27 protein-coding genes and 1 pseudogene are annotated in these 23,957 nt (G+C 70.1%); 13 read left to right on the top strand and 15 right to left on the bottom strand.

Annotated elements, in window-relative coordinates:
- Positions 1 to 27: 27 nt before the first annotated feature.
- The 7 genes from NKG96_RS04685 to NKG96_RS04655 all read right to left on the bottom strand — a co-directional run bounded on the left by NKG96_RS04685 (position 28) and on the right by NKG96_RS04655 (position 6,870).
- Positions 28 to 1,737 carry a type II secretion system protein gene (locus NKG96_RS04685; protein ID WP_254537312.1) on the bottom strand — a complete coding sequence of 570 codons (1,710 nt, stop codon included), beginning with the start codon at positions 1,735 to 1,737 and terminating at the stop codon, positions 28 to 30.
- Complete coding sequence (locus NKG96_RS04680) at positions 1,734 to 3,635, bottom strand: ATPase, T2SS/T4P/T4SS family (RefSeq protein WP_254537311.1); 1,902 nt, start codon at positions 3,633 to 3,635, stop codon at positions 1,734 to 1,736. Before NKG96_RS04680 ends, NKG96_RS04685 begins: the two co-directional genes overlap by 4 nt.
- Before the next feature lie 22 nt (positions 3,636 to 3,657).
- Positions 3,658 to 4,074, bottom strand: coding sequence for a DUF7311 family protein (locus tag NKG96_RS04675; protein WP_254537310.1), 417 nt, complete (start codon positions 4,072 to 4,074; stop codon positions 3,658 to 3,660).
- 1 nt (position 4,075) lies between these two features.
- Complete coding sequence (locus tag NKG96_RS04670) at positions 4,076 to 4,576, bottom strand: DUF7310 family coiled-coil domain-containing protein (RefSeq protein ID WP_254537309.1); 501 nt, start codon at positions 4,574 to 4,576, stop codon at positions 4,076 to 4,078.
- A gap of 44 nt (positions 4,577 to 4,620) precedes the next feature.
- Positions 4,621 to 5,970, bottom strand: a complete 1,350-nt coding sequence (locus tag NKG96_RS04665) for an alkaline phosphatase family protein (protein WP_254537308.1) — start codon at positions 5,968 to 5,970, stop codon at positions 4,621 to 4,623.
- Between the two features lie 93 nt (positions 5,971 to 6,063).
- Positions 6,064 to 6,201, bottom strand: a complete 138-nt coding sequence (locus tag NKG96_RS04660; RefSeq protein WP_254537307.1) for a hypothetical protein — start codon at positions 6,199 to 6,201, stop codon at positions 6,064 to 6,066.
- A gap of 135 nt (positions 6,202 to 6,336) precedes the next feature.
- Positions 6,337 to 6,870, bottom strand: a complete 534-nt coding sequence (locus tag NKG96_RS04655; RefSeq protein WP_254537306.1) for an inorganic diphosphatase — start codon at positions 6,868 to 6,870, stop codon at positions 6,337 to 6,339.
- A gap of 202 nt (positions 6,871 to 7,072) precedes the next feature.
- On the opposite strand from NKG96_RS04655, the gene NKG96_RS04650 reads away from it, so the two are divergent.
- Positions 7,073 to 7,435, top strand: coding sequence for a PadR family transcriptional regulator (locus NKG96_RS04650; RefSeq protein ID WP_254537305.1), 363 nt, complete (start codon positions 7,073 to 7,075; stop codon positions 7,433 to 7,435).
- Position 7,436: 1 nt separating this feature from the next.
- Here the strand turns inward: NKG96_RS04650 and NKG96_RS04645 are convergent, their stop codons facing one another.
- Together NKG96_RS04645 and rnhA are read right to left on the bottom strand one after the other, a co-directional pair.
- Positions 7,437 to 8,111, bottom strand: a complete 675-nt coding sequence (locus tag NKG96_RS04645) for a DUF7108 family protein (RefSeq protein ID WP_254537304.1) — start codon at positions 8,109 to 8,111, stop codon at positions 7,437 to 7,439.
- Positions 8,104 to 8,694 carry a ribonuclease HI gene (gene rnhA / locus NKG96_RS04640; RefSeq protein ID WP_254537303.1) on the bottom strand — a complete coding sequence of 197 codons (591 nt, stop codon included), beginning with the start codon at positions 8,692 to 8,694 and terminating at the stop codon, positions 8,104 to 8,106. Before rnhA ends, NKG96_RS04645 begins: the two co-directional genes overlap by 8 nt.
- A gap of 161 nt (positions 8,695 to 8,855) precedes the next feature.
- On the opposite strand from rnhA, the gene NKG96_RS04635 reads away from it, so the two are divergent.
- The 4 genes from NKG96_RS04635 to NKG96_RS04625 all read left to right on the top strand — a co-directional run bounded on the left by NKG96_RS04635 (position 8,856) and on the right by NKG96_RS04625 (position 11,600).
- Positions 8,856 to 9,818, top strand: coding sequence for a transcription initiation factor IIB (locus NKG96_RS04635; RefSeq protein WP_254537302.1), 963 nt, complete (start codon positions 8,856 to 8,858; stop codon positions 9,816 to 9,818).
- 158 nt (positions 9,819 to 9,976) lie between these two features.
- Positions 9,977 to 11,239: a DNA repair protein NreA gene (nreA, locus tag NKG96_RS04630; RefSeq protein ID WP_254537301.1), complete on the top strand. Its 1,263-nt coding sequence runs from the start codon at positions 9,977 to 9,979 to the stop codon at positions 11,237 to 11,239.
- Positions 11,236 to 11,361, top strand: a complete 126-nt coding sequence (locus tag NKG96_RS20860) for a hypothetical protein (RefSeq protein WP_256558108.1) — start codon at positions 11,236 to 11,238, stop codon at positions 11,359 to 11,361. Before nreA ends, NKG96_RS20860 begins: the two co-directional genes overlap by 4 nt.
- Before the next feature lie 26 nt (positions 11,362 to 11,387).
- A complete protein-coding gene (locus NKG96_RS04625; RefSeq protein WP_254538177.1) occupies positions 11,388 to 11,600 on the top strand; it encodes a hypothetical protein in 213 nt (70 codons plus the stop codon).
- Here the strand turns inward: NKG96_RS04625 and NKG96_RS04620 are convergent, their stop codons facing one another.
- Together NKG96_RS04620 and NKG96_RS04615 are read right to left on the bottom strand one after the other, a co-directional pair.
- Complete coding sequence (locus tag NKG96_RS04620; protein WP_254537300.1) at positions 11,601 to 12,089, bottom strand: DUF302 domain-containing protein; 489 nt, start codon at positions 12,087 to 12,089, stop codon at positions 11,601 to 11,603.
- An 85-nt stretch (positions 12,090 to 12,174) separates the two neighbouring features.
- Positions 12,175 to 12,477, bottom strand: coding sequence for a DUF5789 family protein (locus NKG96_RS04615; protein WP_254537299.1), 303 nt, complete (start codon positions 12,475 to 12,477; stop codon positions 12,175 to 12,177).
- Between the two features lie 72 nt (positions 12,478 to 12,549).
- On the opposite strand from NKG96_RS04615, the gene NKG96_RS04610 reads away from it, so the two are divergent.
- From NKG96_RS04610 to NKG96_RS04600, 3 genes are read left to right on the top strand one after another with little or no spacing between them, the layout of a single operon-like run.
- Entirely contained in the window at positions 12,550 to 12,984 is a 435-nt protein-coding gene (locus NKG96_RS04610) for a DUF5788 family protein (RefSeq protein WP_254537298.1), read from the top strand.
- Complete coding sequence (gene polX / locus NKG96_RS04605) at positions 12,985 to 14,733, top strand: DNA polymerase/3'-5' exonuclease PolX (protein WP_254537297.1); 1,749 nt, start codon at positions 12,985 to 12,987, stop codon at positions 14,731 to 14,733. It abuts the gene before it with no gap.
- 4 nt (positions 14,734 to 14,737) lie between these two features.
- Positions 14,738 to 15,196, top strand: coding sequence for a Mut7-C RNAse domain-containing protein (locus NKG96_RS04600; protein WP_256558107.1), 459 nt, complete (start codon positions 14,738 to 14,740; stop codon positions 15,194 to 15,196).
- A gap of 9 nt (positions 15,197 to 15,205) precedes the next feature.
- Here the strand turns inward: NKG96_RS04600 and NKG96_RS04595 are convergent, their stop codons facing one another.
- Complete coding sequence (locus tag NKG96_RS04595; protein WP_254537296.1) at positions 15,206 to 16,039, bottom strand: phage holin family protein; 834 nt, start codon at positions 16,037 to 16,039, stop codon at positions 15,206 to 15,208.
- Positions 16,040 to 16,219: 180 nt separating this feature from the next.
- Here NKG96_RS04595 and NKG96_RS04590 point away from each other — a divergent pair, with 180 nt between their 5' ends.
- On the top strand, positions 16,220 to 16,747 hold the full coding sequence (locus NKG96_RS04590) for an SCP2 sterol-binding domain-containing protein (RefSeq protein WP_254537295.1): 528 nt from the start codon (positions 16,220 to 16,222) through the stop codon (positions 16,745 to 16,747).
- A gap of 3 nt (positions 16,748 to 16,750) precedes the next feature.
- Here NKG96_RS04590 and NKG96_RS04585 read toward each other — a convergent pair whose 3' ends face one another.
- Together NKG96_RS04585 and lonB are read right to left on the bottom strand one after the other, a co-directional pair.
- Positions 16,751 to 17,557 (bottom strand): CPBP family intramembrane glutamic endopeptidase, encoded by an 807-nt coding sequence (locus tag NKG96_RS04585; protein ID WP_254537294.1) that lies wholly within the window; start codon positions 17,555 to 17,557, stop codon positions 16,751 to 16,753.
- Positions 17,558 to 19,576, bottom strand: coding sequence for an ATP-dependent protease LonB (gene lonB / locus NKG96_RS04580; protein ID WP_254537293.1), 2,019 nt, complete (start codon positions 19,574 to 19,576; stop codon positions 17,558 to 17,560).
- Between the two features lie 169 nt (positions 19,577 to 19,745).
- Between lonB and NKG96_RS04575 the strand changes: the two genes are divergently transcribed.
- From NKG96_RS04575 to NKG96_RS04565, 3 genes are read left to right on the top strand one after another with little or no spacing between them, the layout of a single operon-like run.
- A complete protein-coding gene (locus NKG96_RS04575; protein WP_254537292.1) occupies positions 19,746 to 20,285 on the top strand; it encodes a nicotinamide-nucleotide adenylyltransferase in 540 nt (179 codons plus the stop codon).
- Positions 20,282 to 21,031, top strand: coding sequence for an SAM hydrolase/SAM-dependent halogenase family protein (locus tag NKG96_RS04570; protein ID WP_254537291.1), 750 nt, complete (start codon positions 20,282 to 20,284; stop codon positions 21,029 to 21,031). The genes NKG96_RS04575 and NKG96_RS04570 overlap by 4 nt, the downstream gene beginning before the upstream one ends.
- A gap of 6 nt (positions 21,032 to 21,037) precedes the next feature.
- Complete coding sequence (locus NKG96_RS04565) at positions 21,038 to 21,652, top strand: trimeric intracellular cation channel family protein (RefSeq protein ID WP_254537290.1); 615 nt, start codon at positions 21,038 to 21,040, stop codon at positions 21,650 to 21,652.
- 56 nt (positions 21,653 to 21,708) lie between these two features.
- Here the strand turns inward: NKG96_RS04565 and NKG96_RS04560 are convergent.
- A pseudogene (locus tag NKG96_RS04560) lies at positions 21,709 to 22,545 on the bottom strand (alpha/beta hydrolase); the annotation flags it as partial.
- On the opposite strand from NKG96_RS04560, the gene NKG96_RS04555 reads away from it, so the two are divergent.
- Positions 22,544 to 23,860 carry an APC family permease gene (locus NKG96_RS04555; RefSeq protein ID WP_254537289.1) on the top strand — a complete coding sequence of 439 codons (1,317 nt, stop codon included), beginning with the start codon at positions 22,544 to 22,546 and terminating at the stop codon, positions 23,858 to 23,860. The pseudogene NKG96_RS04560 and the gene NKG96_RS04555 overlap by 2 nt on opposite strands.
- Positions 23,861 to 23,957 lie beyond the last annotated feature (97 nt).

Genomic DNA, 23,957 nt, shown 5'->3' with positions numbered 1-23,957 from the left:
TCCCGGCTTCGCACTTGAACGTACGGCTCACGCCAGCGCCCCGCCGACCCGGTAGGCGAGTGCGAACAGGGCCGTCGCGGCACAGAGCGCGCCACCGACCCGGTATCCCACCTGCGGGCGGTCGAACCCCCGCTCCAGCCCGGTCGCCAGCGCCGTCAGCGCCGCCGCCAGCAGGAGCGCGTACGCGCCGACGGCCGTCCCGAGCGCCGCGGTCGGAAGCGCCGTCGCTCCGGCGGCCGCCGGTTCCGACCCGGCCCCCAGCGCGCCGAGGTTCCGCCCGCCCATCGCACCCGCGAGCGCGACGGTGACGCCGGCGACCAGCGGCCCGAACACCGCCGCCGTGTTCGAGAGCGTCGTCGTCACCTGCCGGAGGTCCCGGCGGGCCGAGCGCTCGACGCGTCGCGCCTCCTCGACGTGGTCGGCCATGGCGACGATGGCCACCCCCGCCGGGCGGCCCTCCCGGGCCGCCACGGCCAGCAGGTCGGTCGCGCTCTCGACGCGGGCGCTGGGGACGGCCGCCAGCGCGCCGTACTCGCCGCCGAACGCCTCGCCGACGCCGACCCTGAGCTGTCGCCCCCGTCGCGCGGCGGCCGCGAGCACCTCGCCCATCGGCCCCGCAACCTCGGGCGCGGCCCGTTCGACGGCCGTCTCGACGGCGACACCCTCGCCCACCCGGCGACCGACGAGGTAGAGCGCGTCGGCGAGGCCGTCCTCGACCGCCGCGACGCGTTCGCGGACCGCGACGACCGGCCGGTAGGTCGCGAGGAGGGCGACCCCGGACCCGAAGCCGACGGCGACGAGCGATCGGAACCACGGCGGGAGGACGAGCGGGGCGGCGACCCAGCCCCCGGCGGCGACCGCGGCGCCGAGCGCGAGCGCCGGCCAGCGCCGCGAGGGCACGTCGGGGTGGTCGCGGGGAACCGGTGTCGGCGGGAACGTGACGGGGCGGCGGGCGAGCACCCACGCGGACGCGCCGGCCATGAGGAGCGGGAGCGCCACGTCGTAGAGCGCGACCACGACGGGGAGCGTGACCGGCAGGCCGGCCACCCGCGCGGCAGGCAGGACGGCGACGAGCGCGAGCGGGAGGAGCACGCCGAACGCGTAGAGCGCCGTCACCGGCCCCTGGAGCGAGGCGGCGGCGTCGGCCATCCGCTCGCGCGTCCCGTCGAGGACGGCCGCGTTCGCCCGGTCGAGGGTGCGCTCCCGCTCGCCGGGCGGGGCGCTCCCGGCGGCCTCGACGAGCGCCGTCGCCCGGCGGAGCGCGGGGAACTCCCGGCCCCAGCGCTCGCCGAAGGCGGCCAGCCCGCTGGCGGGCGTCCCGCGCGCCCGTCGGGTGTGGTCGGCGAGCGAGTCCGCTAGCGGCCCGTCGGCGCGCCGCGCCGCGAACGCCGCCGCCCGTTCGGCGGTCGGCACGAGTCGCATGTGGAGGACGGCCCGCCCCACGAGTGCCGGGGCGGCGCCAAGCGACGCCGTCCGGCGGGCGTCCGCGAGGACGCGGGGGAGGCGTCGGACGACGAGTGCCCCACCGACGGCGAGGCTCAGCCCGGGGACCAGGACCAGCGGCGACCTCTCTACTGCGGCGAGGAGCGTCGCGACCCCGATGACGAGCGCGGTCACCCGACTGGCGGCGACGACCCGTCCGGGTTCGACGTCGGTGTCGAGGACGGCGAGCGCGCGGTCGAGGTCCGTCTGCCCCGTCCCGTCGGTGGCGCCCCCGGTCGCGTCGGTGCCGGTCATCGGTCTCCCGCCCGTCGCCGGGCGTGCGCGTCGACGACGGCGGCCGCGTCGGTGTCGCCCGCGTCCACGCACTCGCGGAGCCACGACTCGCGGGCGTCGAGCGTGGCGAGGAGGTCGGCGTACGACTCGTCGGGCCGAGCGAGACGGGCCGCGAGGCGACTGTCGCCGCGGGCGAGGCGACCCGTGCCGGCGAGGCCGTCGCCGTCCCGCTCGAACAGCGGGGCGAACCGGATGCCGTCCGCATCGTCCCCGACGCCCCCCGACCCGAACACCTCCTCGACGCCCGCGACCCGCCGGCCGTCGGCGGTGCTCTCGCAGGTCACGAGGAGGTCGGTCGCGACGAAGGCGCTCGCCGGGACGCCGAGTTCCCTGGTCCGGTCGCGGACGCCGGTCCCGCCCTCGCCGTGGACCGTCCCGAGCACCGCCCTCTCGTTCGCGCCGACGCGCATCGCCTCGAACAGGGCGGGGGCCTCCTCGCCGCGCACCTCGCCGACGACGAGCGCTCCCTCCCCGAGTCTGAGGGCGGTCCGGAGCGCGGCGGTGGGGGTGAGGCCGCCCGCGTCGTCCCTCCCGGTGGTCGCCCGGAGGCGCTGGACGTCGCGCCCGGTTCGAGAGAGCGCCCCGACGGGGAGTTCCGGCGTGTCCTCGATGGCGACGGTCCTGACGGCGGCCGGGAGTTCGAAGCAGAGCGCGCCGAGCAGGGTGGTCTTCCCTGCCCCCCGGCCGCCCGCGACGAGGCAGGCCGCGCCACGTTCGACGGCCAGCGACAGGAGCGCCGCCGCGTCCGGCGGGACGGTCCCGTTGCCGACGAGCGCGGGGAGCGTCCACGCCGCCCGCTCGCGGGCGCGGAAGGCGAAGGCGACGCCGTCGCTCACGGGGCGGGTGACACCGGCGACCCTGACTCTGCGGTCGCCCGCGTGCGTCGTCGCGTCCAGCGTCGGACTCGCCCGCGAGAACGACCGCCCGCTCTCACGGCGGTAGCGCGAGGCGAGCGTGTCCGCCCCGCGGTCGGTCAGGCGCACGTTCGTCCGCATCGTCTCGTCGTCGACGCACACCCGCAGGGTCCCCTCGGCGGCGGGCGCGGTGACGAACACGTCCGAGCACTCCGGGTCCGCGAAGCAGTCGTCGAGGACGCCGTTCCCGCGGGTGTGCTTTTCGAGGACCGCCGCGAGCGTCCCGACGGGTGCGTCGGACGGGGCGACGGCACGGACCGCTCGTCCGGGGGCGCGTTCGCCCCCGGTCATCTCGCCGCGGGCCAGTCGCTCGTGGGCGGCGTCGAGCGTCGCCAGCGCGGCCGCGTCGAGGCCGTGTTCCGGCGGGACGAGGTGGTACGTCTGGAGTTCGTCGCCGGGGCGCTCGTACACCCGGACGACGGTCCCGTTCGGCAGGTCCCGCCGGTCGGCGAGGCGGGCGTCCGCGGGCGGACGGACGGCGACCCGGGAGTCGGCGACGGTCGGCCCGACAAACGGGCGGAGGCCGTCCTCGTACCCCTCGGCGCGGGCCGCCCCCTCCGCGAGGCCCGTCTCGGCGGCGATTCGGGCCACGGGACCGGAGCGCCCCGCGGCCTGTCGGCCCGCGCGTAGCGGGTCGCACTGCGCGCGGACGGCGAGCGACTCGTCGTGGAACGCGGCCCGGTCGGCGAACCGCCCGGCGGCGAGGAGGAGTGCGGCGGCGTCCCCCTCGTAGGCGCGCTCGACGCCGTTCGCGGTGGTCGAGACCCGGTCGGCGTCGCGGTCGGTCAGCGCCCGGACGACCGTCTCGCGGCAGTCGGGGGCCGCCTCCAGTCGACCCTCGCCGGGGCAGTCGTCCGCGTCGACGACGAGTCGGTTGCCGTCGAACGCGACATCGCAGGTGCAGTCGGCGGTCGACCCGCGCAGTCGACCCAGTGCTCCGAACATGGGGCGCGGTGGCCCCCTCCCCCTACGTAAACCCTCGGCGGACCACGACCACCGGGTCGCCCGCGCGGCGTTCGAGGGCCAGTTCGAGTTCGACCGTCGCGGCGCCACTCACGACGACGGGTCCCTCGGGCACGACCAGCGGGACGGACGCTCGGCGGTGTGACCACTCCCCCTCGCGGACTCGCCAGCGGACGCCGCCCGTCTCGACTCGCAGTTCGACGCCATCGGCGGTCCACGAGCGCTCGGGGAGCGAGAGCGTCAGGGGACGGCGGCCACCGGGGTCGCTCCGGTCGTGGAGGGCCGCGGCGGCGTCGACGAGTCGGGCGGCGGCACGCTCGCCCGCCGCGTCCCCGGCGGCCGTGCGCGCCTCGTCGACGGCGGGAATGGAGGCGCCGACGAGGGCGGCGGCGAGGAGGACGCTCAGGACGACCCGAAGCACCTCACAGCGCCCCGCGGACCCGCGAGAGGAGACCGACCGCGTCGTCCGTCGACTCCTCGGCGTCGTGGTCGGCGTCGGGGGGTTCGGTCACCCCGGTTTGGGCGGCGTCGGCGTCGACCGGGTCGCCGTTCGGGGCGCGGAGCGGAGCGGTCCGCGGGGCATCGGCGTCTGCGTCCGCGTGGGGACGGTCGGCCGCCCGCTCAGCCGTCGCCAGCGCCGCCTCCGCCATGCGTTCGACCTCGCGGTTGACGTGGCGGACCTGCCCGACGTACCCGCGGACGGCCAGCAGGGCGGCGTCGATGTCGCCGACGCGCGCCTCCAGTCTGTCTAGTCGTTCCTCAATGGCGTCGGTGTCCGGGTCAGGCGTGCCGCATCCAGTGTCGTCGTCGCCGGTCAGCGCCCGTTCGAGGGCGGCGACACGGGCGGCGAGCGCGCTGTCGGGTGCGTCGGCGTAGTGCGGAGAAGCGGGCTCGGAACGCGCGGTTCGGGGGGCGTCGGGCATGGGACGGCTGGTCGCGCCCTGCTACTTGAACCTCCGGCGTCGGATTAGCTCCGGACGAGGCTGGATCCGTCGAAGGCGGTCCGGTCGTACTCGACGTTCATGAGTTCGAGGACGGTGGGGGCGATGTCGAGGAGGTCGGCGTCGCCCACGCGGGCGTCCTCGTGGTCGACGAACAGGGAGGCGTTGTCGAAACTGTGCATCCCGTTGCGGGGGCCGGTGCCGAAGACCTCCTCGCCGTCCTTGAAGCCGGCCTTCAGGTCGTAGCCGTGGTTCGGGATGACGACGAGGTCCGGCGCGATGTCGTCGTGGTCGCCGCGGAAGGCGTCCTCTTTCGTGACGACGCGCTCTGCGACCTTCTCGCCGTCCGGCCCTTCGAGTTCCTCCAGTTTCTCTTTGAGTTCGGCGCGGACGGACTCGTAGTCCTCCTGTGCGACGCTGCCGCGGGGTTCGCGACCCTCAAGGTTGATGTAGAACCGGCCGGGGATGAGCGAGTACGCGCGGGTGTCGTCGGAGATGTCACCGAGGGAGTCGTGGTCGGCCGTCTCGTAGTCCAGCCACCCCTCCTCGCGGAGCCAGGTGTTGAAGTGCACCTCGTAGTCGAGGCTGGTGAAGCCGTGGTCGCTGGCGACGACCATCGTCACGTCGTCGGGGAGCAACTCGCGCAGTCGGCCGAGGTAGTCGTCGACCTGCCGGTAGAACTCCAGGAACAGGTCCTTGTTCTCGCCGTCGCGCTCGTAGTCCTTGAACGTGAAGTGGTTGACCCGGTCGGTGGTCATGAAGACGCCGAAGAAGAGGTCCCAGTCGTCCTCCTGGACGTAGTGCTCGAACGCCTCGAAGCGGGCGTCGAGCGTCTCGTGGGCATCCTCCATGAACTCACTTTTGTCCTCCTTGTGGCCCAGTTTGGAGTTCACGTCGATGCGGTAGCCCGACGACTGGAGCGTCTCGCGGAGTTCGTCGGGGTAGGCGGCCTTGTCGACGCTCGGCGAGAGGAACCCGGAGACCATGCGCTGGACGTTGCGCTGGGGCGGGAACGTCACGGGGACGTTCATCACGGTGGCCTCGCGGCCCGCCTCGGTCACGCGGTCCCAGAGGCGCGTCGCCTGCACGTCGCGGCCCATCGGGACGTACGTGTCGTACGAGCCGTTCTCGCGGTCCTGAAAGCCGTAGACCCCCGTCTCACCGGGGTTGACGCCCGTCGTCAGCGACGGCCAGCAGGCGCTCGACTCGGGCGGGACGATGCTGTCGATGGCGCCCGCCGCCCCCTCGTCCGCGATGGCCGTGAGGTTCGGGAAGTCGTCGGGGTTGTCCCTGACGAGCGAGAACGGTACGCCGTCGATACCGAAGAAAGCGACCCGCGGGCCGTCGTCGCCGCGAAGCCGGTCGAACAGTCCCATGGTAGGCCTACCACGACACGAATACAAGAAGCTTCTTCTCGTGGCCAGCGGCCACGCCTACCTGTGAGCGGGCGTCTCTCGCCGTCGCGGCCGTCAGTCCGAGGAGGACCGCGGCGCGCGCGGGGCCTGTTCGCCGGTCTCGTCGGTGCCGAGGGCCGTCTCGGCGTCGGACGCGGCGTTCTCGGGGACGACCGTCAGGTGGTGAATTCCCATCGGTGGTCGCTGACTCATCACGGCAATCCCTTCCGGCTCTGTCCACAAATAATTACCCATAATCATAATACATCCCCGGGACCGGTGTCGATTACCACGGCGCATATCCGGCGCTCGCCCGTCGGTGCGAAACGCGTCGAGAAGGCGTCGACGTCAGCTGAAGTTCTGTTCGTAGAGGTCCTGTGCGTGCTCGATGGCGTCCATCGCGGCCCGCTTGTCCTCCCACCCCTCGGTCGTGACCTCCTTGCCTTCCTCCAGGTTCTTGTACGTCGAGAAGAACTCGTCTATCTCGTTGCGCGTCTGCTGGGTGATGTCCTCGAGGTCCTCGATGTGGTCGAACCGGGGGTCCTCGGTGGGGACGGCGATGACCTTGTCGTCCTGTTCGCCGTCGTCGTCCATCTTCATGAGGGCGACGGGGCGAGCCTCGATGATGCAACCGGGGAACGTCGCGTCCTCGACGAGGACGAGGACGTCAAAGGGGTCCTCGTCGTCGTAGTAGCTCCGCGGGATGAACCCGTAGTCCGAGGGGTAGTGGACGTTCGAGTGGAGCACCCGGTCGAGGACGACGCCGGGGATGTCCTTGTCGTACTCGTACTTGTTGCGCTCGCCTTTCAGGCACTCCACGACGGCGTAGATCTCTTCGGGGGCGTTCGGACCCGTCTCGAGGTCTTCCCACAGATTCACCATGCGCCTCGCTCCGTCGGTCGGGCCAAAAGTACTTTCGGGATCGCCGTCGACACAACGAATGCACTATTCTGGAGACCGTCAGCATAAACTGGAATCCATTATCGTAGTTACGTGTACACAATCCGCCGCCCTCGTGCGAAAATGACAATAAACTCGAAAAGAGTTGAGAAGTTTTAAATAGCGTCGTGTCATCTATCCACTCATGTCAGAGGCACAGTCAGTCTCCGGCGATCCGGGCATCGGGCGCGACCTGACAGCATTCCAGCAGAACATTCTGGTCATCCTCGCAGAGGAACCACGCTACGGGCTCGCGATCAAGCGCGAACTCGAGGCGTACTACGACTCCGAGGTCAACCACGGTCGACTGTACCCCAACCTCGACGACCTCGTCGAGATGGGCCTCGTCGAGAAGAGCGAACTCGACAAGCGCACCAACCAGTACGCGCTGACCGAGAAGGGCAAGGAGACGGTGCTGGGCCAACTCCGCTGGATCTTCTCGCGGTACATCACCGACGAGTCGCGCGCGGACGACGTGCGCGAACTCATCGACGCCGTCGAGCAGTAAGTCAGTCCCTGGCCGTCTCCACGGCCACGTTCACCGACTCCTCGACCAGCGACCGCTGTTCGTCGGTCGGCCACGCGTTGCGCGGGAAGTACTCCGTGAGGAACTCCTCGCGCATCCGGCGCGTGGCGGCCCCGATGGGTGCCGCGTAGTGGTTGCTCATGAAGTCCGCGAACGCGCGCGCGTTCGCGCCGTGGATCGGGCCGTGCGCGTCCTCGACGGCCGCGGCCACCTCGCGGTTGCGTTCGTCCACCGACTCCCAGTCGGCCTCCTCGGCGGGCGCGTCGAGCGGTCGCTCAACCGCCCGGCTGGTCTCGTCGATGCGGTCGAAGCGGACGGTACCGTCCTCCAGCCACTCCTCGGGGTAACAGACGAGCGTGACGCCGCGCGTTCCGCCCTCGGCGTCGCGCCGCGACCCCGAGTCCACCCGCTCTCGGGCCGTGTAGCCGTGTTCGGCGAGGAGTGCGTCGCGCTCCTCGCGGGCGGCGGTCGCCTCCTCGGCGGCCGTCGCGGCCAGTTCGGCGGCGGTCGGGTGGGAGTCGGCGTCGGCGAGGGGGGTTGCGGCCTCCGCCTCTCGCGCGCGCCGGGTCAGGCGTTCGGCCTCGTCCGCGACCCGTTCGGGGAGTCGGTCGGGCCGGTCGTCCGTCTCCGTGTCGGTCGGTTCGGGAGCGTCAGTCATCGAGTGCGTCGTTGGCTAGGTCGTCGGCGCGGTCGTTTATCTCCCGCGGAACGTGGCTGATGGTCCAGTCGTCGAACTCGCGGAGGAGTTCGTGGACCCGCACGCGCTTCTCGCGCAACTCGGGATCGTTCGTGTTCCACGCGCCCGTCACCTGCTTGACGACGAGTTGGGAGTCCCCGCGAATCTCGACGGTGTCGTAGCCGTAGTCCGCGGCGGCCTCCAGCGCCCTGACGAGCGCTTCGTACTCCGCCTGGTTGTTCGTCGCGCGCCCGATTCGCTCGGAGCCCTCGGCCGCGATGCCGTCGCCGGTGACGATGACCCACCCGACGGATGCGGGGCCGGGGTTCCCCCGGCAGGCCCCGTCGAAGTAGACGTGCGCGCGGCCGCCGCCGCCCTCGATGAGGCCGACGAGGCGGGCGGGCGACTCGCCCTGTACGACCACCTTCCCGTCGTACGCGACGGCGGTCGCTCCCTCGTGGTCGGCGCGCCAGCGCTCGTGGTCGGTGTTGCCCGCCTCGACCCGGACGCCGGCGGCTTCCAGCCGTTCGCGGGCCTCGTCGGGGTCGCACTCGATGACCGGCATCGCCGGAACTCCCGGCGGTACTCGTAAGTCCGTTGCGGTCGGCCCGTGAAGCACAGGTAAATCCCGCCGATACCCGCGCAGTGTGCCGGTTTTATCCCGTCCTACAGTGGGCAACTCATACGAGTATTTAAATAGTATGCCTGTTTTACTATAAAAATGCGATGACACGGTCCACCCGTACCCGGGAGCGCGAGCAGGAATCGACATCGACATCCACCGGGGAGCAGACCCGCGAGTGCCCGGAGTGCGGCTCGGATCACCTCGTCAAGAGTTCGGACCGGGGAGAGGTCGTGTGCGACGACTGCGGACTGGTCGTCGAGGAAGACGAGATCGACCGTGGTCCCGAGTGGCGGGCGTTCAACCACTCGGAGCGCCAGAGCAAGTCGCGGGTCGGCGCGCCGACGACCCAGACGATGCACGACAAGGGGCTCACCACGACCATCGACTGGAAGGACAAGGACGCCTACGGGCGGTCGCTCTCCTCGGAGAAGCGCAGTCAGATGCACCGCCTGCGCAAGTGGCAAGAGCGCATCCGCACCAAGGACGCCGGCGAGCGCAACCTCCAGTTCGCGCTCAGTGAGACCGACCGGATGGCCTCGGCGCTGGGCGTGCCCCGATCGGTGCGCGAGGTGGCGTCGGTCATCTACCGGCGCGCCCTCAAGGAGGACCTCATCCGCGGACGGTCCATCGAGGGCGTCGCGACGGCCTGCCTCTACGCTGCCTGTCGAAAGGAGGGGATCCCCCGCTCGCTGGAGGAGATCTCGGAGGTCTCCCGCGTCGAGCGAAAGGAGATCGGTCGAACGTATCGCTACATCTCACAGGAGCTCTCGCTGGAGATGGAGCCTGTCGACCCCAAGAAGTACGTCCCCCGCTTCTGCTCGGAACTCGGCCTCTCGGAGGAGGTCCAGTCGAAGACGAAGGAGATCATCGAGGTCACCGCAGAGAAGGGTCTGCTCTCGGGCAAGTCCCCGACGGGGTACGCCGCCGCGGCCATCTACGCCGCCTCCCTGCTCTGCAACGAGAAAAAGACCCAGCGAGAGGTCGCCGACGTGGCACAGGTCACCGAGGTCACCATCCGCAACCGCTATCAGGAGCAGATCGAAGCGATGGGCATTCACAGCTAACCCGGCCGCTCGCGCTCCCACTCGTTTTCCGTGCGCTCGACCCCCGAGCGACGCGTCCGTCGGACCCCCGCCAGCCACTCGCGGGCGCCCGCCACGACGTTCACTTTCACTCCGCCCGAGCGCGGGGTTCAAGCGCCGTCGGCCCCTGATTCAGACGAATGCGCCTCGACGACTACGTGGCGGGACTGGAGCAGGACGAGGCCGCCCGCAAGCGCCAGTTGGCGCGGGAGAAGTCCTACGCCATCACCGAGTTCCTCGCCGACGTCGAACGGCGGTTCGACGAGGTGACACAGGGCGACTCGCTGTTCGGGTCAACCGCGCCCTCCATCTTCGTCGGGAGCGGGTCGTACCCCGACGTGTCGGCGGGGCTCCTCGCGCCCGTCGCGGACGCCGAACACGCCGCCGAGTACGAGACCGGCCCACACTGGTACCGCACCGGCTACAGCATCGAGGACGTGTTTCGGGCGCGGACGAACCTGCTCAACTCCACCCAGCGCACGAACGTCCACGTCGCCGACGAGTGGGACGGCTTTGTCGGCGTCCAGCGCGAGGTGGCAATCGCCGACCGACCCGTGGACGTGGAGGTGGGGCTGGACGGCCCCCTCGACGTGGACCTCGACGTGACGCTTTCGGACATCTCGACGCCGACCGGCCCGCGGGCGAAAGTCGAGAGCGCCCAGTTGACCGAGAACCCGCACGTCCCGCGAGCCGTGAAGAAGACGCTCTCGGACGACGACTGGCGCGCCGAAGGGGCGATGACGTACCTCTACAACCGCGGGTTCGACGTCTACGACATCAACCGGGTCCTCTCGGCGGGCGCACTCGGACAGGGCGAGAACCGGCGGCTGGTCCCCACGCGCTGGTCCATCACCGCCGTCGACGACACCGTCGGGAACTTCCTCCGGGGGAAGATTCGCAACGCCCCCAGCGTGGACACGACGCAGGTGTGGTACAACGAGTACCTCGGGAATCGCTTCTGGGTCCTCCTCGCGCCCGGCACGTGGGAGTTCGAACTCGTCGAGATGAAGGCGCCGGGGAGCATCTGGAACTGGAAGGACGCGGGCTACCTCCTCGCCAGCGACCGGGAAGGCTTCGAGGGCCGCAGCGGGTACGTCGAGGAGACGGCCGGAGCGTACTACGCCGCCCGACTGGGCGTCCTCGAACACCTCGCCGACATCGACCGGCAGGCGAAGGTGCTGGTGCTTCGCGAGGTCACGGAGGACTACTGGGGTCCCGCCGGGGTGTGGCAGGTCCGCGAGACGGTCCGGAACGCCTTCGGCGAGGGCGACCCCGACGAATCCGAGTCGTTCCACGACGCGGTCCGCCAGCTGGTCCCGCGACTGCCCGTCTCGATGGACCGCCTCCGGCGCAACTCCGGAACGGTTTCGGGCCTTCAGGCCAGTCTCGGTGACTACACGTGACGCTCCTCGTCACCGGCATGGACCTGATGGTCGTCTCGTTGCTGGCCCTGCTCTCGTTCGGCCTGCCCGGCCTCCTCCTGCTGGCGTGGCTGAAACTGCGGGGGGAGTCACCCGAGGATTGATACGGCCGACCGTGGAACGGCGCCGCATGGTCCCTCCACTCGAACCGGCCCCCCTGTTTCCCGGCGTCCCCGGCGGTCCGGAACTGTTCATCGTCTTCGTCCTCTTTGGCATCCCACTGGTACTCCTCCTCGTCGGAGCGGTGGTCCTCCGTGGCTTCCTGCGCGGACGCTCTGAGGACTCGGGACGGGTACAGGAACTCGAACGGCGCGTCGAAGAACTGGAACGCGAGGACCGCTGACTACTCGCTGTCGAGGTTCCCGAAGGCCTCCTCGACGAGTTCGCCCGTGTCCGCGATGAGGTCCGCCATCTCCTCGTCGTCGGGCGCGATACCGAGCAGTCGCCCGGCGCGCATGATGGAGAGGTGGTAGACGTGCTGGACGCCCGGTTCCTCCTCCCAGACGACGACGTTGCAGGGGAACAGGCCGCCCATCTTCATCGAGATGTCGAGCGCCCGGTCGGCCATCGCCGGGTTGCACGCCCCCAGCACGTAGTAGGGGTCCCGATCCGCGTCGTCGGACTCTGTCCGACTGCCTGAGGCGCGAAGCGCCTCTCTGTCGACCTTCTCGTTGAGCAACTCCGAGGGCGAGAACTCGACGGGAACGCCGAAGCCCGCGTCCGTGAACACCTCGCGGACGTGTTCGACCGCCTCCTCGTGGTCCATGTGGAGCGTCGCCTCCTTCTCGCCGATGTCCTCCGCGTCGAGTTCGGACGGGTCTATCGGTAGCATCGTATCGCACTGTATTGGGCGAACGGTACAAAAGCGTGTGCCGCCCGTGCGTCGTCCGGGCCACCGAAGCCCCGAAGGAGGGGGGTTACTCCTCGTCGTCGCTCGTCGGGACCGGGCCGTGTCCGACGACCTCTCGGAGTGCACCGTGGAGGTCCTCCTTGGTGGGGAAGTAGGTGTGGTCCACCTCGGAGAGGGCGTCCTCGATGGTCCGCGGCCCGTCGGGGGTCCGAATCTCGACGTCGCCGACGCGGCGGACGACCTCGCTCCTCTCGATGCCGTAGTGGAGTCGGGCGAGCGGTCGGGCGAGCGGTGCCCCGTCGACGTGCTCCCGGTCGCCGAGTTCGACGACGGGTCCGGATTCCTCCTCCTCTTGTTCGTCCTCGGCCATACGCGCTACTGCGACAGCGTGTGGGTTACGCCTTTCGTTTGGGCTTTTGTGCTCGGCCCCCCAAGACCACGCATGAAGGAGTTCGAGCGGAAGGTGTTGCTCGAACGCATCGACCGCGAGGGCGCGACGGTCGGTGCGCGCATCCCCGAGCGAATCGAGGTACAGGGCGAGCAGGTGGACCTCAGCGAGTTCGTCTTCGAGATCAAACGCCGGGACACCGTCCCGCCCGGCGAACGCGACCGGGTCGATCAGGCGAAGAAGAACCTCCGGCGGGAGAAACTCCAGCGCCGCCAGCGCATCGAGGACGACGAGGTCACCTTCGAGGAGGGCGAGGACCTCGCGGAGTCCATCATCGGCATCGACCGGGCGCTCTCCGCACTGGAGAGCCTCGGCCCGGCGAACCTCGAAGACGAGGCGAAACGCAAGGAGGCGCTCGACCAGAAGCGCTGGATGGGGTTCCTGAAGCAGGTCCTCGGCCGGGAATCCACGAGCGGGAGGCGCCGCTAGATGCCCGTCCGCAACGACGAACTCGCCGCCCTCTTCGAGGAGTTCGCCGACCGACTCGAAGCGCAGGGCGTCGAGTACAAACACCGGGCGTACCGCCGGGCCGCCGAGAACATCCGCGAGTACCCCGAACCCGTGGCGGACCTCGCCCGCGAGGGCGGACAGGAGGCCGTCGAGGGAATCGACCGCGTGGGCGAGGCCATCGCCGCGAAGGTGGTCGAGTACGTCGAGACGGGCGAAATCGAGGAACTCGAAGAGCTCCGTGAGGAGTTGCCCGTCGAGATGGCCGCTCTCACGAGCGTCGAGGGCGTCGGGCCGAAGACCGTCGGGAAACTGTACCGCGCGCTCGGCGTGCGGACCCTCGACGACCTCGAAACCGCAGCGAGGGCCGGCGAGATTCAGGGGGTGGAGGGGTTCGGCGCGAAGACCGAGCAGAACATCCTCGACAACCTCGACTTCGCCCGCCAGACACAGGAACGTCAGTTGCTCGCCGACGCCCGGCCGCTGGCCGACGACGTCCTCGCGTACTTCGAGGGCGTGGACGCGACGAATCGCTGGGAGGTGGCGGGGTCGCTCCGGCGCTGGCGGGCCACCATCGGCGACGTGGACGTCCTCGCCGCGAGCGACTCCCCCGAGGCGGTCGTGGAGGCGTTCACCGACTGGCCCGAGGCAGACACCGTCATCGAAGCGGGCACCAGCAAGGCCAGCGTCCGCGCTGCGGGCATCCGCGTCGACCTGCGGGTGACGAGTCCCGAGGAGTTCGGCGCGGCCCTGCAGTACTTCACGGGCAGCAAGGCGCACAACATCCGCTTTCGCGACCGGGCCATCGCCCGCGACCTGAAGGTCAACGAGTACGGCGTCTTCGACATCTCGGACGTCGAGGACCCCGATTCGGACCAGCGCGTCGGCGAGAAGGTGGCCGGCGAGACGGAGGCGGAGATGTACGCCGCCCTCGACCTGCCGTGGATTCCCCCCGAACTCCGCGAGGACCGCGGGGAACTGGACGCCGCCGACCGGGGGGAGCTCCCGGACCTTCTCGAAGAGAGCGACATCCGCGGCGACCTGCACTGTCACACCGAGTGGTCGGACGGTCGGAACACCGTCGCGGAGATGGTCGCCGGGGCCGAGGAACGCGGCTACGACTACGTCGCTGTCACGGACCACGCCACCGGCCCGGGGATGGTCGGCGGCGTCGGCCTCTCGGACGAGGAACTGGAGGAGCAACTGGTCGAGATACGTGAGGTCGGCGACGACAGCGACCTCGCGGTGTTCGCGGGCGTGGAGGCGAACGTCTCCGCCGAGGGAGAGATATCGGTGAGTGACGACCTGCTCGAACGGCTTGACTGCGTGGTCGCCTCGCCGCACGCCGCTCTCGACGGCGACGGCACCGACCGCCTGATTCGGGCCGTCGAACACCCGCAGGTCGATATCCTCGGCCATCCGACGGGCCGCCAGTTGAACCAGCGCCCGGGCCTCGACGTCGATTTCGGCCGACTCGCCGCCCACGCCGCCGACGCGGGCACTGCCCTCGAAGTGAACGCCAACCCGAACCGACTGGACCTGCGCGGCGGCGCGGTGCAGGCCGCCATCGAGCGAGGAGCGACCATCGCCGTGAACACCGACGCCCACACCCCGTCGAGTTTCGACCTCGTGCGCTACGGCGTCCACACCGCCCGGCGCGGGTGGGCAGAGCGAGACGACGTGCTCAACGCGTGGGACGCGGGCGAGGTCCGGTCGTTCCTGGGGCTGTAGGTCGGTGCGCCTCCTCCTCGACGTGATGTGTGGCGGCCTGCGGAGCTACCTCCGGATGTGCGGCCACGACACCGTCTACGCGCTGGACGACGCGGCACCGGGCGACCCGTCGACGGAGGACGCGGCCCTCGCGCGGCGCGCACGCGCGGAGGGTCGCACGCTCGTCACGCGGGACGTCCAACTGGCTGGTCGAGTCGAGGACGCGATACTGCTCGAATCGCGCGACGTGGACGAGCAGTTGCGCGAACTCCACGCGGCGGGCGTCCCCCTCGAACTGGACGACACGCCGACCTACTGCGGGGCCTGCAACGGCCCGCTGGTTCGTCTCGGGGACGGCGAGTCGACACCCGAGTACGCCCCCGACACGGACGAAGCGACGGTCTGGCGGTGTCGCCACTGCGGACAGTGTTTCTGGAAGGGGAGTCACTGGGAGCGCGTCGGGGAGACGCTGGCGGGCCTCTAGGTCAGTCGGTCAGTTCTTCTCCCACTCCGGGCACGGGTCCATGTCGTCCATGAGTCCCTCGTGGTAGCCGCAGTAGGGTTTGAGGCCGTCGCCGGTCCGGACGTAGCTGAAGTGCGCGCAGTTGCCGCAGTAGGCGTCCGTGGCGTCGCTCGACTCCTCCTCGCCGAGCAGTTCCGCGCCCTCCGAGGCGGGGCGGGCGGTGTCGTTCGCGGACTGCGCCGTCGTGCCGCCGTCGCTCCGGGCGGTCGAACCGGCCGTCTGCGTCTGAATCTCGCCGTCGGGCGTCGCGCCGAGGAGGCCGATGCCGCCGAGTCGCCGGGAGAGTCCGTCGCCCTCGACTTCGACGACGCGCGTCTCGCCGCCCTGCGTGATCTCGAGCTTGACGGTGCCGCCGGGGTCGTTGCGCGTCTTGAAGTTCGCGACGCCGGTGAACAGACACCAGAACGTGGCGATGGCACCGAGGAAGTAGACGCCGAGGACCGGCAGGGAGTAGTTCGCCGGGTCGCCGACCCAGCTGTTCGGGTAGACGAGGTAGAAGAGGAGGACGCCGAGGGTCGCCACCGCCGCGCCCGCGACGGCGGCGCCGCGGACGAACCGACTCGCCGGGAGGACGGTGAGGACGCCGAGGAACACGGCCGGGATGCCGATACCCGCGAGGACGCCGGCCACCTCCCGCTGTTGCCACCACGACATGCCGAACCCGGCCCCGAGACCCGTCGTCGCGAAGACGATACCGGCCAGCGCGAAGACGACGCCGACGAGAAAGAGGCCGACGCCGAGGTACAGCCGTCGGAGGTCGTCCCCACCGCTTCCCCCCTCGTACACCTCCGTGAGGCTGGTCATGGAGGGGCCTTGCCACTCACCGTACTAAACTCTGTGTCAGACGGATGGCAGACGCACGCACGACGACGCGGGATCCCGGGTGTCGTCCTCGGGCGGGACCCGACGCCCGCATAAACGGCCCCTCATGAGTGGGGGAAGGCACACCCGTCCGGTCGTCCGAGAGCCGTGTGGACGAACACCATGGAGACACAGACCGAACCGCTGTACTTCCCGAGCGGCGACTGGTTCGACGAGTACGAGCGCGCCATCCGCGCCGACGAGCAGTACGCACGACAGGCGGAGGGGTGGGGCGTCGACTTCGACGGCGACATCGTCTTCGAGATGACCAAGATGCCCATCGACGACATCGACATGGACGCGCTCCCGGCGTCGCTCCGCGAGCAACTCGACCAGTACGTCCGCGGCGGCGCGGGCGGCGACACCACCGGGTACGCGCTCCTCAGACTGGAAGACGGCGACTGTCTGGGGGCGGGCCTCGTCGAGGACCCCGACGCCGTGGACCACGGCTTCCTCCTCTCGGCGACGATGGAGCAGTGGAAGGCCCTGCTCGACCGCGAGGTGGGCATCATCGACGGTCTGATGAGCGCGAAGTTCGACCTCGACGGGGACATGCAGAAGATCCTCCAGTACACCGACTCCGCCCAGCGACTCACCGAGATCGCGGCGTCCATCGACGCCGACTACGTCGACGAGGAGTTCGACGGGTAGGACTCAGCCCAGTTCGAGGCCGAAGTGACCGCTGACGACGAACTCCAGTGCGTTGACGAGGTAGTGGGCGACGAAGACCGCCAGCAGGCTGTTCGTGAGGACGAACGCCGCCGCGAGGACGAACCCCAGCAGGCCCGTCACGACGATTCCCGCCGGACCCTGCGCGCCGTGACCGGCCGCGAACGCGAGCGAGGAGACGAGGGCCAGCCCCCAGAGGGGGAGGCCGAAGCCCGCGCCCGTCGCACCGACGACGGCCGCCCGGAAGAGCAGTTCCTCGAACCCGGCGATGACCGGGAGGACGCCACCCAGCAGGAGCGTCCACCCGCGGGCGTCGTCCGGTGTGAGCATCTCCCTGAGCGACTCGTCGGCCTCGAACCCGAACGCCGAGGCACTCGCCGCACCCACGGCGTTCGCCACGTAGAGGACGAGACCGAGGGCGACGCCGACGCCGAGCGCCGGCAGACCCGTCGAGAGCGGGTCCCCGAGGTCGACGCCGAGCGCTGCCAGTGGAATCCGGAAGTACCACGCGCCGGCGACGAGGACGAACCCGAGAAAGCCCTGCGAGAGCGCGACGTTGGCGAGCAGGAGGCCGGTCGTGAACTCGTCGGCGGCGTCTCGGGGACCGGGAGCGTCGTCCCGCCGGAGCGCGTCGGCGAGGTCGTGTCCCCAGGCGGGTGCGTGTCCGCCGTCGTGTACCGTCTGGTCGGACGGCTCGCGCTCGGTGACGAGCGACTGCGAGGCGCGTGCGAGCGCCAGTAAGAAGACGAGGACGACGGTCGTCAGGCCGACGAACGCCGCCCAGGCGGGCATCTACTGCGGGCTGGGACTGCCACGACCCTTCGACCCGCTGCGTTCGAGGGCCTGCCCGGTGATGTTCTTGAGGCGGTCGACCAGCGAGTCCTTCTCGGGTTCGCCCGCGAGGGCGACCTCGAGGACCTCGCTGATGTGGTGGACCGGGATGATCTCGATCTGGTCCTTGTACTCGTCCTCGATCATCACGTCCTGTTCGTTCGCGGCGGGGATGATGACCGTATCGAGGCCGGCCTTCGCGGCGGCCTCGATCTTGTGGGTCACGCCCCCGACGGGCAGGACGTCCCCGCGGACCGAGAGCGAGCCCGTCATGGCGATGCTCTGGTCGATGGGGATGTTCTCCAGTGCGCTGATGACCGCCGTGGCCATCGTCACGCTGGCGGAGTCACCCTGTACGCCCTCGTACGACTGGACGTACTGGATGTGGATGTCCTGCTCGGAGATATCCTCGTCCGAGAACTTCTTGATGATGGCCGAGACGTTCTGGACGGCCTCCTGTGCGATGTCCTGCAGTTTCCCGGTGGCGATGACCTGACCGGGGCCCTGCGAGGGGGCCACCTCGGCCATGACGGGCATCACGATGCCGGAGTCCTCGCCCATGACCGCGAGGCCGTTGACCCGACCGACCACGTCGCCCTCGGCGACGGTCATGTCGTAGTCCTTGCGGCGCTCGATGTAGTCGTCGGCGAGTTGCTGCTCGATGGACCGGCTGCGGCGCTTGGCCTGTAGCACGTGGTCGCGAGTGGTCTGCTCGGCGTTCTCGGCGCGAGCGATGTCGCCCGCGACGCGGACGAGGCCACCGAGGTTGCGCAGTTCGAGCGTGAGGTGCCCCTTGCGGCCCGACCGGCGCTGGGCCTCGAGGATGACCTCCTCGACGGCGGCCTTCGAGAAGTGCGGCAGGCGGCCGTCCTTCTCGACTTCCTGCGCCACGAAGCGCGCGTACTTGCGGCGCATCTCCGCGGTGTCCTCGATGGTGTCGTCCATGTACACCTCGTACCCGTACCCCTTGATGCGGGAACGGAGCGCGGGGTGCATGTTCTCCATGGCGTCCAGGTTCCCGGCGGCGACCATGACGAAGTCACACGGCACGGGTTCGGTCTGGACCATGGCACCCGAGGAGCGTTCGCTCTGCCCGGTGATGGCGAACGCGCCCTCCTGGATGGCGGTCATCAGCTTCTGCTGGCTGCGGATGTCGAGCGTGTTGATCTCGTCGACGAACAGCACGCCCTTGTTCGCCTTGTGGATGCCGCCGGCCTCGACGCGGTCGTGGCTCGGCGTCTCCATCCCACCCGACTGGAACGGGTCGTGGCGGACGTCGCCCAGCAGCGCACCCGCGTGGGCGCCCGTCGCGTCCTCGAAGGGGGCGGTCTGGTGGTCCGCGTTGTTGACCAGCAGGTTGGGAATCATCGCGTCGGAGCCACGCGAGGAGTAGCGGAACGCGAGGTAGATGACACCGGCCGCGAGGATACCGAGGAGGACCGCGCCCTCGATGAGGAGCGCGTAGCCGATGACGATGGCGATGATGATCCACATGAGGAACGAGCGCATCTGGTTGCGCTTGCGTGCCTCCTCCTTGTGGGCCTCGACGATCTGTTCACCCTTCCCCGCAGGCACCGTCCGGACCTTGGGCTCGTTCCCGTCGTCCGGGTTGTGGTACACGAGGACGTCCTGCAGTTCCTCGCGCGGGAGGAGCTGGCTCATCGCCTTCGCGAGCATCGACTTCCCGGTCCCCGGGGAGCCGATCATCATCACGTGTCGGCGCTGTTTCGCGGCCTTGAGGATGATGTCGCGGGCGTGGTCCTGCCCGATGACCTGGTCCACGAGGCGCTCTGGCACCTCGATGTCTGCGGTCGTCTCGATCTGAAGTCCGCCGAGCAGCTCGTCCGTCGCCTCCTCGTCGACTTCCATGTCGGTGGCGACGTCCCGCCCGAGGTCGGACTCGGACTGATCCCGCCGGTCGTCGGGGAGTTCGACTTCCCCGTCTCCCGATGGAACCTCGTCTGCGTTGTTATTGCTCATAGAACCGTTGCTGTCACTCTAACGGACGGCCCGTCAACTGATATACTTTCTCCCCTCGCGCCGGTGTATCACACCACCGAAACCGCACGACAGCACCGCTTCCGTTCTGTTACTGGCTCCGCCACGACGACCCGTTGGGCTTATTAAACGTCCCGTGGAGGGTTGGCGTATGACGCGGGGGTTCTACATCGGGCGGTTCCAGCCGTACCACGCGGGTCACCACGCGATGGTCGAGCGAATCGCCGACGACGTCGACGAACTCGTCCTCGGCATCGGGAGCGCGGACCAGTCGCACACCGTCCACGACCCGTTCACCGCCGGCGAGCGCATCATGATGATAACGAAGGCCGTCAAGGACCTCGACATCATCACCTACGCGGTGCCCATCGAGGACCTCGACCGCAACGCCGTCTGGGTGAGCCACGTCCAGAGCATGTCCCCCAACTTCGAGGTGGCGTACTCGAACAACCCCCTCGTGATACGGCTGTTCGAGGAGGCGGGCGTCGAGGTGCGCTCCTCGCCCATGTTCCGCCGGGAGGAACTGGAGGGCACAGAGGTCAGAGAGCGCATCCGCACCGACGGCGACTGGGAGAGCCTCGTCCCCGAGGCCGTCGCGGGCGTCATCCGCGAGATAGACGGCATCGGTCGCCTCCGACAGGTGGGCCAGACCGACGGGCCGACTGACGAACACAACGACACCCCCGCATGATCACGCTCGCGAGCGACTTCGGGTCGCCGTACCCCGCCGCGATGCGCGGCGTGGTCTGCTCGCGGACCGGCGCCCGCATCGTGGACGTTGCCCACGACCTGCCCCGACAGGACGTCCGTGCCGGAGCCTTCTGGCTTCGCGAGGTCCTCCCGTACTTCCCGCCGGCGGTCCACTGCGCCGTCGTCGACCCCGGCGTCGGCACCGACCGCGCCGCCCTCGTCGTCCGGGCGGGCGACCACGTCCTCGTCGGCCCCGACAACGGCCTCCTCCTCCCGGTCGCCCGCGAACTCGCGGACGGCGGCGAGTGTACGGTCTTCGAGTGGCACGCCGACGACCCCGCCAGTTCGACGTTCCACGGCCGGGACGTGTTCGCTCCCGCCGCCGCGGCCGTCCACGACGCCGACCGAATCGAGGACCTCGACCGCGCCAGCCCGACCGACGACTTCGTGGACCTGCACCTCCCGGAACCCGAAATGGGGGAGGACGGCGCGACCGGCGAGGTCCTCGTCGTCGACGACTTCGGCAACGTGGTCACGAACGTCCCCGGGACGGTCCTCGACGGCCGCGACCGGGTCGTCGTGAACGACGAATCGTATCCCGTCGTCCCATCCTACGCCCACCGCGACCCCGGCGAGGCACTCGTCACCGTCGCCAGCCACGGCAACGTCGAACTCGCCGTCAACCGGGGGCGGGGCGACGAGGCGTTCGGCCTCGGGGTGGGGGAGCGCGTCGAACTGTCCTGGTAGGTCGGGATGGTGAGCGCCTTCGACCTGATGAACGCCCTCGGCCTCCTCGCGTTCGCCGCGGCGGGGGCGCTGAAGGGCGCGGAGGCCGACCTCGACCTGTTCGGCGTGGGCGTCCTCGGCGTCGTCACCGCCCTCGGGGGCGGCACCCTCCGGGACGTCCTCGTCGGGCGGGTGCCGGGGTCGCTCCAGTCCACCACCGACGTGAGCGTGGCGTTTCTCGGCGTCGCTCTCGCCGTCGCGTTCGTGGTGCGTCGGGGCGACGTGCGCGACCACCCCGCGCTCGTCGGGTCGGACGCAGTGGGACTCGCCGCCTTCGCCGCGACGGGCGCGCAGGTCGGCGTCGAGGCGGGCCTCTCGCCGTTCGGCGTCGTCGTGCTGGCGACGCTCACCGGCGTCGGGGGCGGGAGCCTCGCGGACCTCCTCCTGACGCGCGTGCCCGTCGTCCTGCGCGAGGACTTCTACGCCACGCCGGCCGTCCTCGGCGGGGTGGGATTCTGGGCGGCGACTCGACTCGGCGTCCCCTCCGGTGGGGCACTGCTCGGCACCGCGGTACTCGTGTTCGTCGTGCGGGTGCTCGCGGTGGCCCGCGACTGGGGCCTCCCGACGCTCTCGACCGACTGACCCGCCAGCCACGCGGCGATTGCGTCGACGACGCGCGCCCGCGCCGTTTCGCCGGTCACGGTGGCGGGCGTGTCGGCCTGCCCCCGGTAGACGCCGACCTGCGTGTGGTTCGTCCCCGCGACGGCGACGAACCGCGCGTCCGGTGGCACGAGGCCCCGTGAGGCCGCCAGTCGCTTGCGATTCACGACGCCGTCGCGCGTCCCGACGACGGTCAGGACCGCGAGGTCGGTGTCGCGCAGGTCCACGTCGCAGTACGCCCCGAGGAGGACGACGCCCGCGAGTCGGTCGGCGTTCCCGTCGTCGCCGGACTGCGTCCGGCTGCCTGAGGCACGGAGTGCCTCTCTGTCGGCGTACCGGCAGGCCATCGCCCCACCCAGCGAGTGCCCGCCGACGTACCACCGCTCGACACTCGAATCGACACCGACGACGGCGTCCGCCGCGGTTACGTCGAGGACGGCGAGGTTCAGCGGGACGTCGAGGAGGTACACCGCGAGTCCCGTCTCGGTCGCGAGACGACCGGCCAGCGGGAGGTACGCCTCGGGTGGGACGAGCGCACCGGGGAGGAACGCCAGCGCCTCGCGCACCTCGCCGTCCGCGGGCCGGACGACCAGTCCCGAGTCGGTTCGTTCGACCGAGAGGGCGGCGTCGGCGGCGACGGACTCGACGCGCCCCTCGTCGATGGGATAGGGCTGGACGAGGAGTGCGCCGACGCCCGCGACGACGACGAGGGCGGCGACGGCCCAGACGGCCAGTCGCTCGCCGTTGCGCCCGACCCACGCTCGATTCACGGGGTGGGTACGCACAGCAGGGCCATCAATCGACCGACCACCGAAAAAGGGACTCGCATAGTAAAGCCGAACCTTCTGTCGGGTTGCTGTCGAATCGACGGCCATGGGCGATAGCACGTTAGGGTTGAGCGGTGCGACTGCCATCGGACTGGGCGGGATGATCGGCGGGGGCGTGTTCTCCGTGCTCGGCGTGGTGGCCGCCATCGCCGGGAGCGCCGCGTGGGCGGCGTTCACCGCCGCCAGTCTCGTCTCGCTGTGCGCCGCGTACTCCTACATCAAACTCAACGAGGTCAACGACGTCCAGGGTGGGTCGGTCACGCAGATACAGGCGACGGTGGGCAACTCAACGCTCGCGGGGATGGTTGGGTGGACGCTCCTGTTCGGCTACGTCGGCGCGATAGCGATGTACGGCTACGCGTTCGGGAGCTTCGCCGTCCGCCTCGCCCCCCTCGACTCCCTGTTCGGCCTCCCGATGCGCCCGTTCTTCTCGGTGCTCGCCGTCGGCCTGTTCGTCGCGCTGAGCGTCCTCGGCGCGCGGGCGACCGGGAGTTCCGAGAAGATACTGGTGGCCCTCAAGGTGGCCATCCTCTTCGGCATCAGCGCGTGGGGCCTCTACTACGGCTTCACCGTGAACCGGTTGCAGTTCGGCACCTCGCAGTTCGCGAGCGTCGGGTTCGTCACCGCCATCGCCATCTCCTTCGTCTCCTTCCAGGGCTGGCAACTGCTGATGTACGACCACGACAGCATCGAGGACCCGCAGTCGACCATCCCGAAGGCGGTGTACATCTCCATCGCGGGGGCCATCGTCATCGACAGCATGGTCGCCATCCTCGTCACCAGCCTCGTGAAGACGAGCGTCATCCAGCAACACCCCGAAATCGCCGTGGCGAAGGCCGTCGAACCCTTCCTCGGGCAGGTCGGCTTCGTCGCCGTCGCCCTCGCCGCGCTGTTCTCGACGGGGTCGGCCATCAACGGGACGCTGTTCAGCGCCGCCAACTTCTCGAAGGGGATGCTCTCCGACGGCCTGCTCCCCGACCGCTTCGGGGACAGCGACGCCGACGGCGCACCCACGCGCGCCGTCCTCGTCCTCGGGGTCCTCTCGGCGGCGTTCGCCGCCTACGGCAGTCTCTCGGGTATCACTTCCTTCGGATCGCTCGCGTTCATGGTCGTCTTCGGCGTCATGAGCTACATCGCCTTCCGCAAGCGCGACGAGGACGCGATTCGCGGGGCCATCCCCGCCGTCGGCGTCGCGGGGACGGCGCTGTTCTTCCCCCTCCTGCTCTGGCACCTCTACACCGCCGAGCGCGGGACGTTCTTCGCCGTCGTGCTCATCTCCGTCGCCGTCGTCGGGGTCGAACTGCTGTACTTCGAGCGCGACGACCTGAAAGAGACCGTCGAACGCGTCGAGAGCAAGGCCTGAGGCTCGTCGGGGAGAAGAATCGAGAAGGTGTCTCCGCCCGCGGGCCGTCCCTCGACCGTCGTGGAGTGCGGGTCTCGTACCCGCTCGGCGTTTCGCG

It is taken from the genome of Halomarina litorea, assembly GCF_024227715.1.
In the GTDB taxonomy this organism is placed as follows: Archaea; Halobacteriota; Halobacteria; order Halobacteriales; family Haloarculaceae; genus Halomarina; species Halomarina litorea.
Note: the sequence above shows the minus strand (reverse complement) of the source record. Positions and strands in the feature narration are given on the sequence as shown.

Excerpts from the sequence above, each read along its gene's own strand:
- NKG96_RS04685 (WP_254537312.1), bottom strand. The coding sequence starts at position 1,737 with ATGACCGGCACCGACGCGACCGGGGGCGCCACCGACGGGACGGGGCAG.
- NKG96_RS04680 (WP_254537311.1), bottom strand. The coding sequence starts at position 3,635 with ATGTTCGGAGCACTGGGTCGACTGCGCGGGTCGACCGCCGACTGCACC.
- NKG96_RS04670 (WP_254537309.1), bottom strand. The coding sequence starts at position 4,576 with ATGCCCGACGCCCCCCGAACCGCGCGTTCCGAGCCCGCTTCTCCGCAC.
- NKG96_RS04665 (WP_254537308.1), bottom strand. The coding sequence starts at position 5,970 with ATGGGACTGTTCGACCGGCTTCGCGGCGACGACGGCCCGCGGGTCGCT.
- NKG96_RS04660 (WP_254537307.1), bottom strand. The coding sequence starts at position 6,201 with ATGAGTCAGCGACCACCGATGGGAATTCACCACCTGACGGTCGTCCCC.
- NKG96_RS04655 (WP_254537306.1), bottom strand. The coding sequence starts at position 6,870 with ATGGTGAATCTGTGGGAAGACCTCGAGACGGGTCCGAACGCCCCCGAA.
- NKG96_RS04650 (WP_254537305.1), top strand. The coding sequence starts at position 7,073 with ATGTCAGAGGCACAGTCAGTCTCCGGCGATCCGGGCATCGGGCGCGAC.
- NKG96_RS04645 (WP_254537304.1), bottom strand. The coding sequence starts at position 8,111 with ATGACTGACGCTCCCGAACCGACCGACACGGAGACGGACGACCGGCCC.
- rnhA (WP_254537303.1), bottom strand. The coding sequence starts at position 8,694 with ATGCCGGTCATCGAGTGCGACCCCGACGAGGCCCGCGAACGGCTGGAA.
- NKG96_RS04635 (WP_254537302.1), top strand. The coding sequence starts at position 8,856 with ATGACACGGTCCACCCGTACCCGGGAGCGCGAGCAGGAATCGACATCG.
- nreA (WP_254537301.1), top strand. The coding sequence starts at position 9,977 with ATGCGCCTCGACGACTACGTGGCGGGACTGGAGCAGGACGAGGCCGCC.
- NKG96_RS04625 (WP_254538177.1), top strand. The coding sequence starts at position 11,388 with ATGGTCCCTCCACTCGAACCGGCCCCCCTGTTTCCCGGCGTCCCCGGC.
- NKG96_RS04620 (WP_254537300.1), bottom strand. The coding sequence starts at position 12,089 with ATGCTACCGATAGACCCGTCCGAACTCGACGCGGAGGACATCGGCGAG.
- NKG96_RS04615 (WP_254537299.1), bottom strand. The coding sequence starts at position 12,477 with ATGGCCGAGGACGAACAAGAGGAGGAGGAATCCGGACCCGTCGTCGAA.
- NKG96_RS04610 (WP_254537298.1), top strand. The coding sequence starts at position 12,550 with ATGAAGGAGTTCGAGCGGAAGGTGTTGCTCGAACGCATCGACCGCGAG.
- polX (WP_254537297.1), top strand. The coding sequence starts at position 12,985 with ATGCCCGTCCGCAACGACGAACTCGCCGCCCTCTTCGAGGAGTTCGCC.
- NKG96_RS04595 (WP_254537296.1), bottom strand. The coding sequence starts at position 16,039 with ATGACCAGCCTCACGGAGGTGTACGAGGGGGGAAGCGGTGGGGACGAC.
- NKG96_RS04590 (WP_254537295.1), top strand. The coding sequence starts at position 16,220 with ATGGAGACACAGACCGAACCGCTGTACTTCCCGAGCGGCGACTGGTTC.
- NKG96_RS04585 (WP_254537294.1), bottom strand. The coding sequence starts at position 17,557 with ATGCCCGCCTGGGCGGCGTTCGTCGGCCTGACGACCGTCGTCCTCGTC.
- lonB (WP_254537293.1), bottom strand. The coding sequence starts at position 19,576 with ATGAGCAATAACAACGCAGACGAGGTTCCATCGGGAGACGGGGAAGTC.
- NKG96_RS04575 (WP_254537292.1), top strand. The coding sequence starts at position 19,746 with ATGACGCGGGGGTTCTACATCGGGCGGTTCCAGCCGTACCACGCGGGT.
- NKG96_RS04570 (WP_254537291.1), top strand. The coding sequence starts at position 20,282 with ATGATCACGCTCGCGAGCGACTTCGGGTCGCCGTACCCCGCCGCGATG.
- NKG96_RS04565 (WP_254537290.1), top strand. The coding sequence starts at position 21,038 with ATGGTGAGCGCCTTCGACCTGATGAACGCCCTCGGCCTCCTCGCGTTC.
- NKG96_RS04555 (WP_254537289.1), top strand. The coding sequence starts at position 22,544 with ATGGGCGATAGCACGTTAGGGTTGAGCGGTGCGACTGCCATCGGACTG.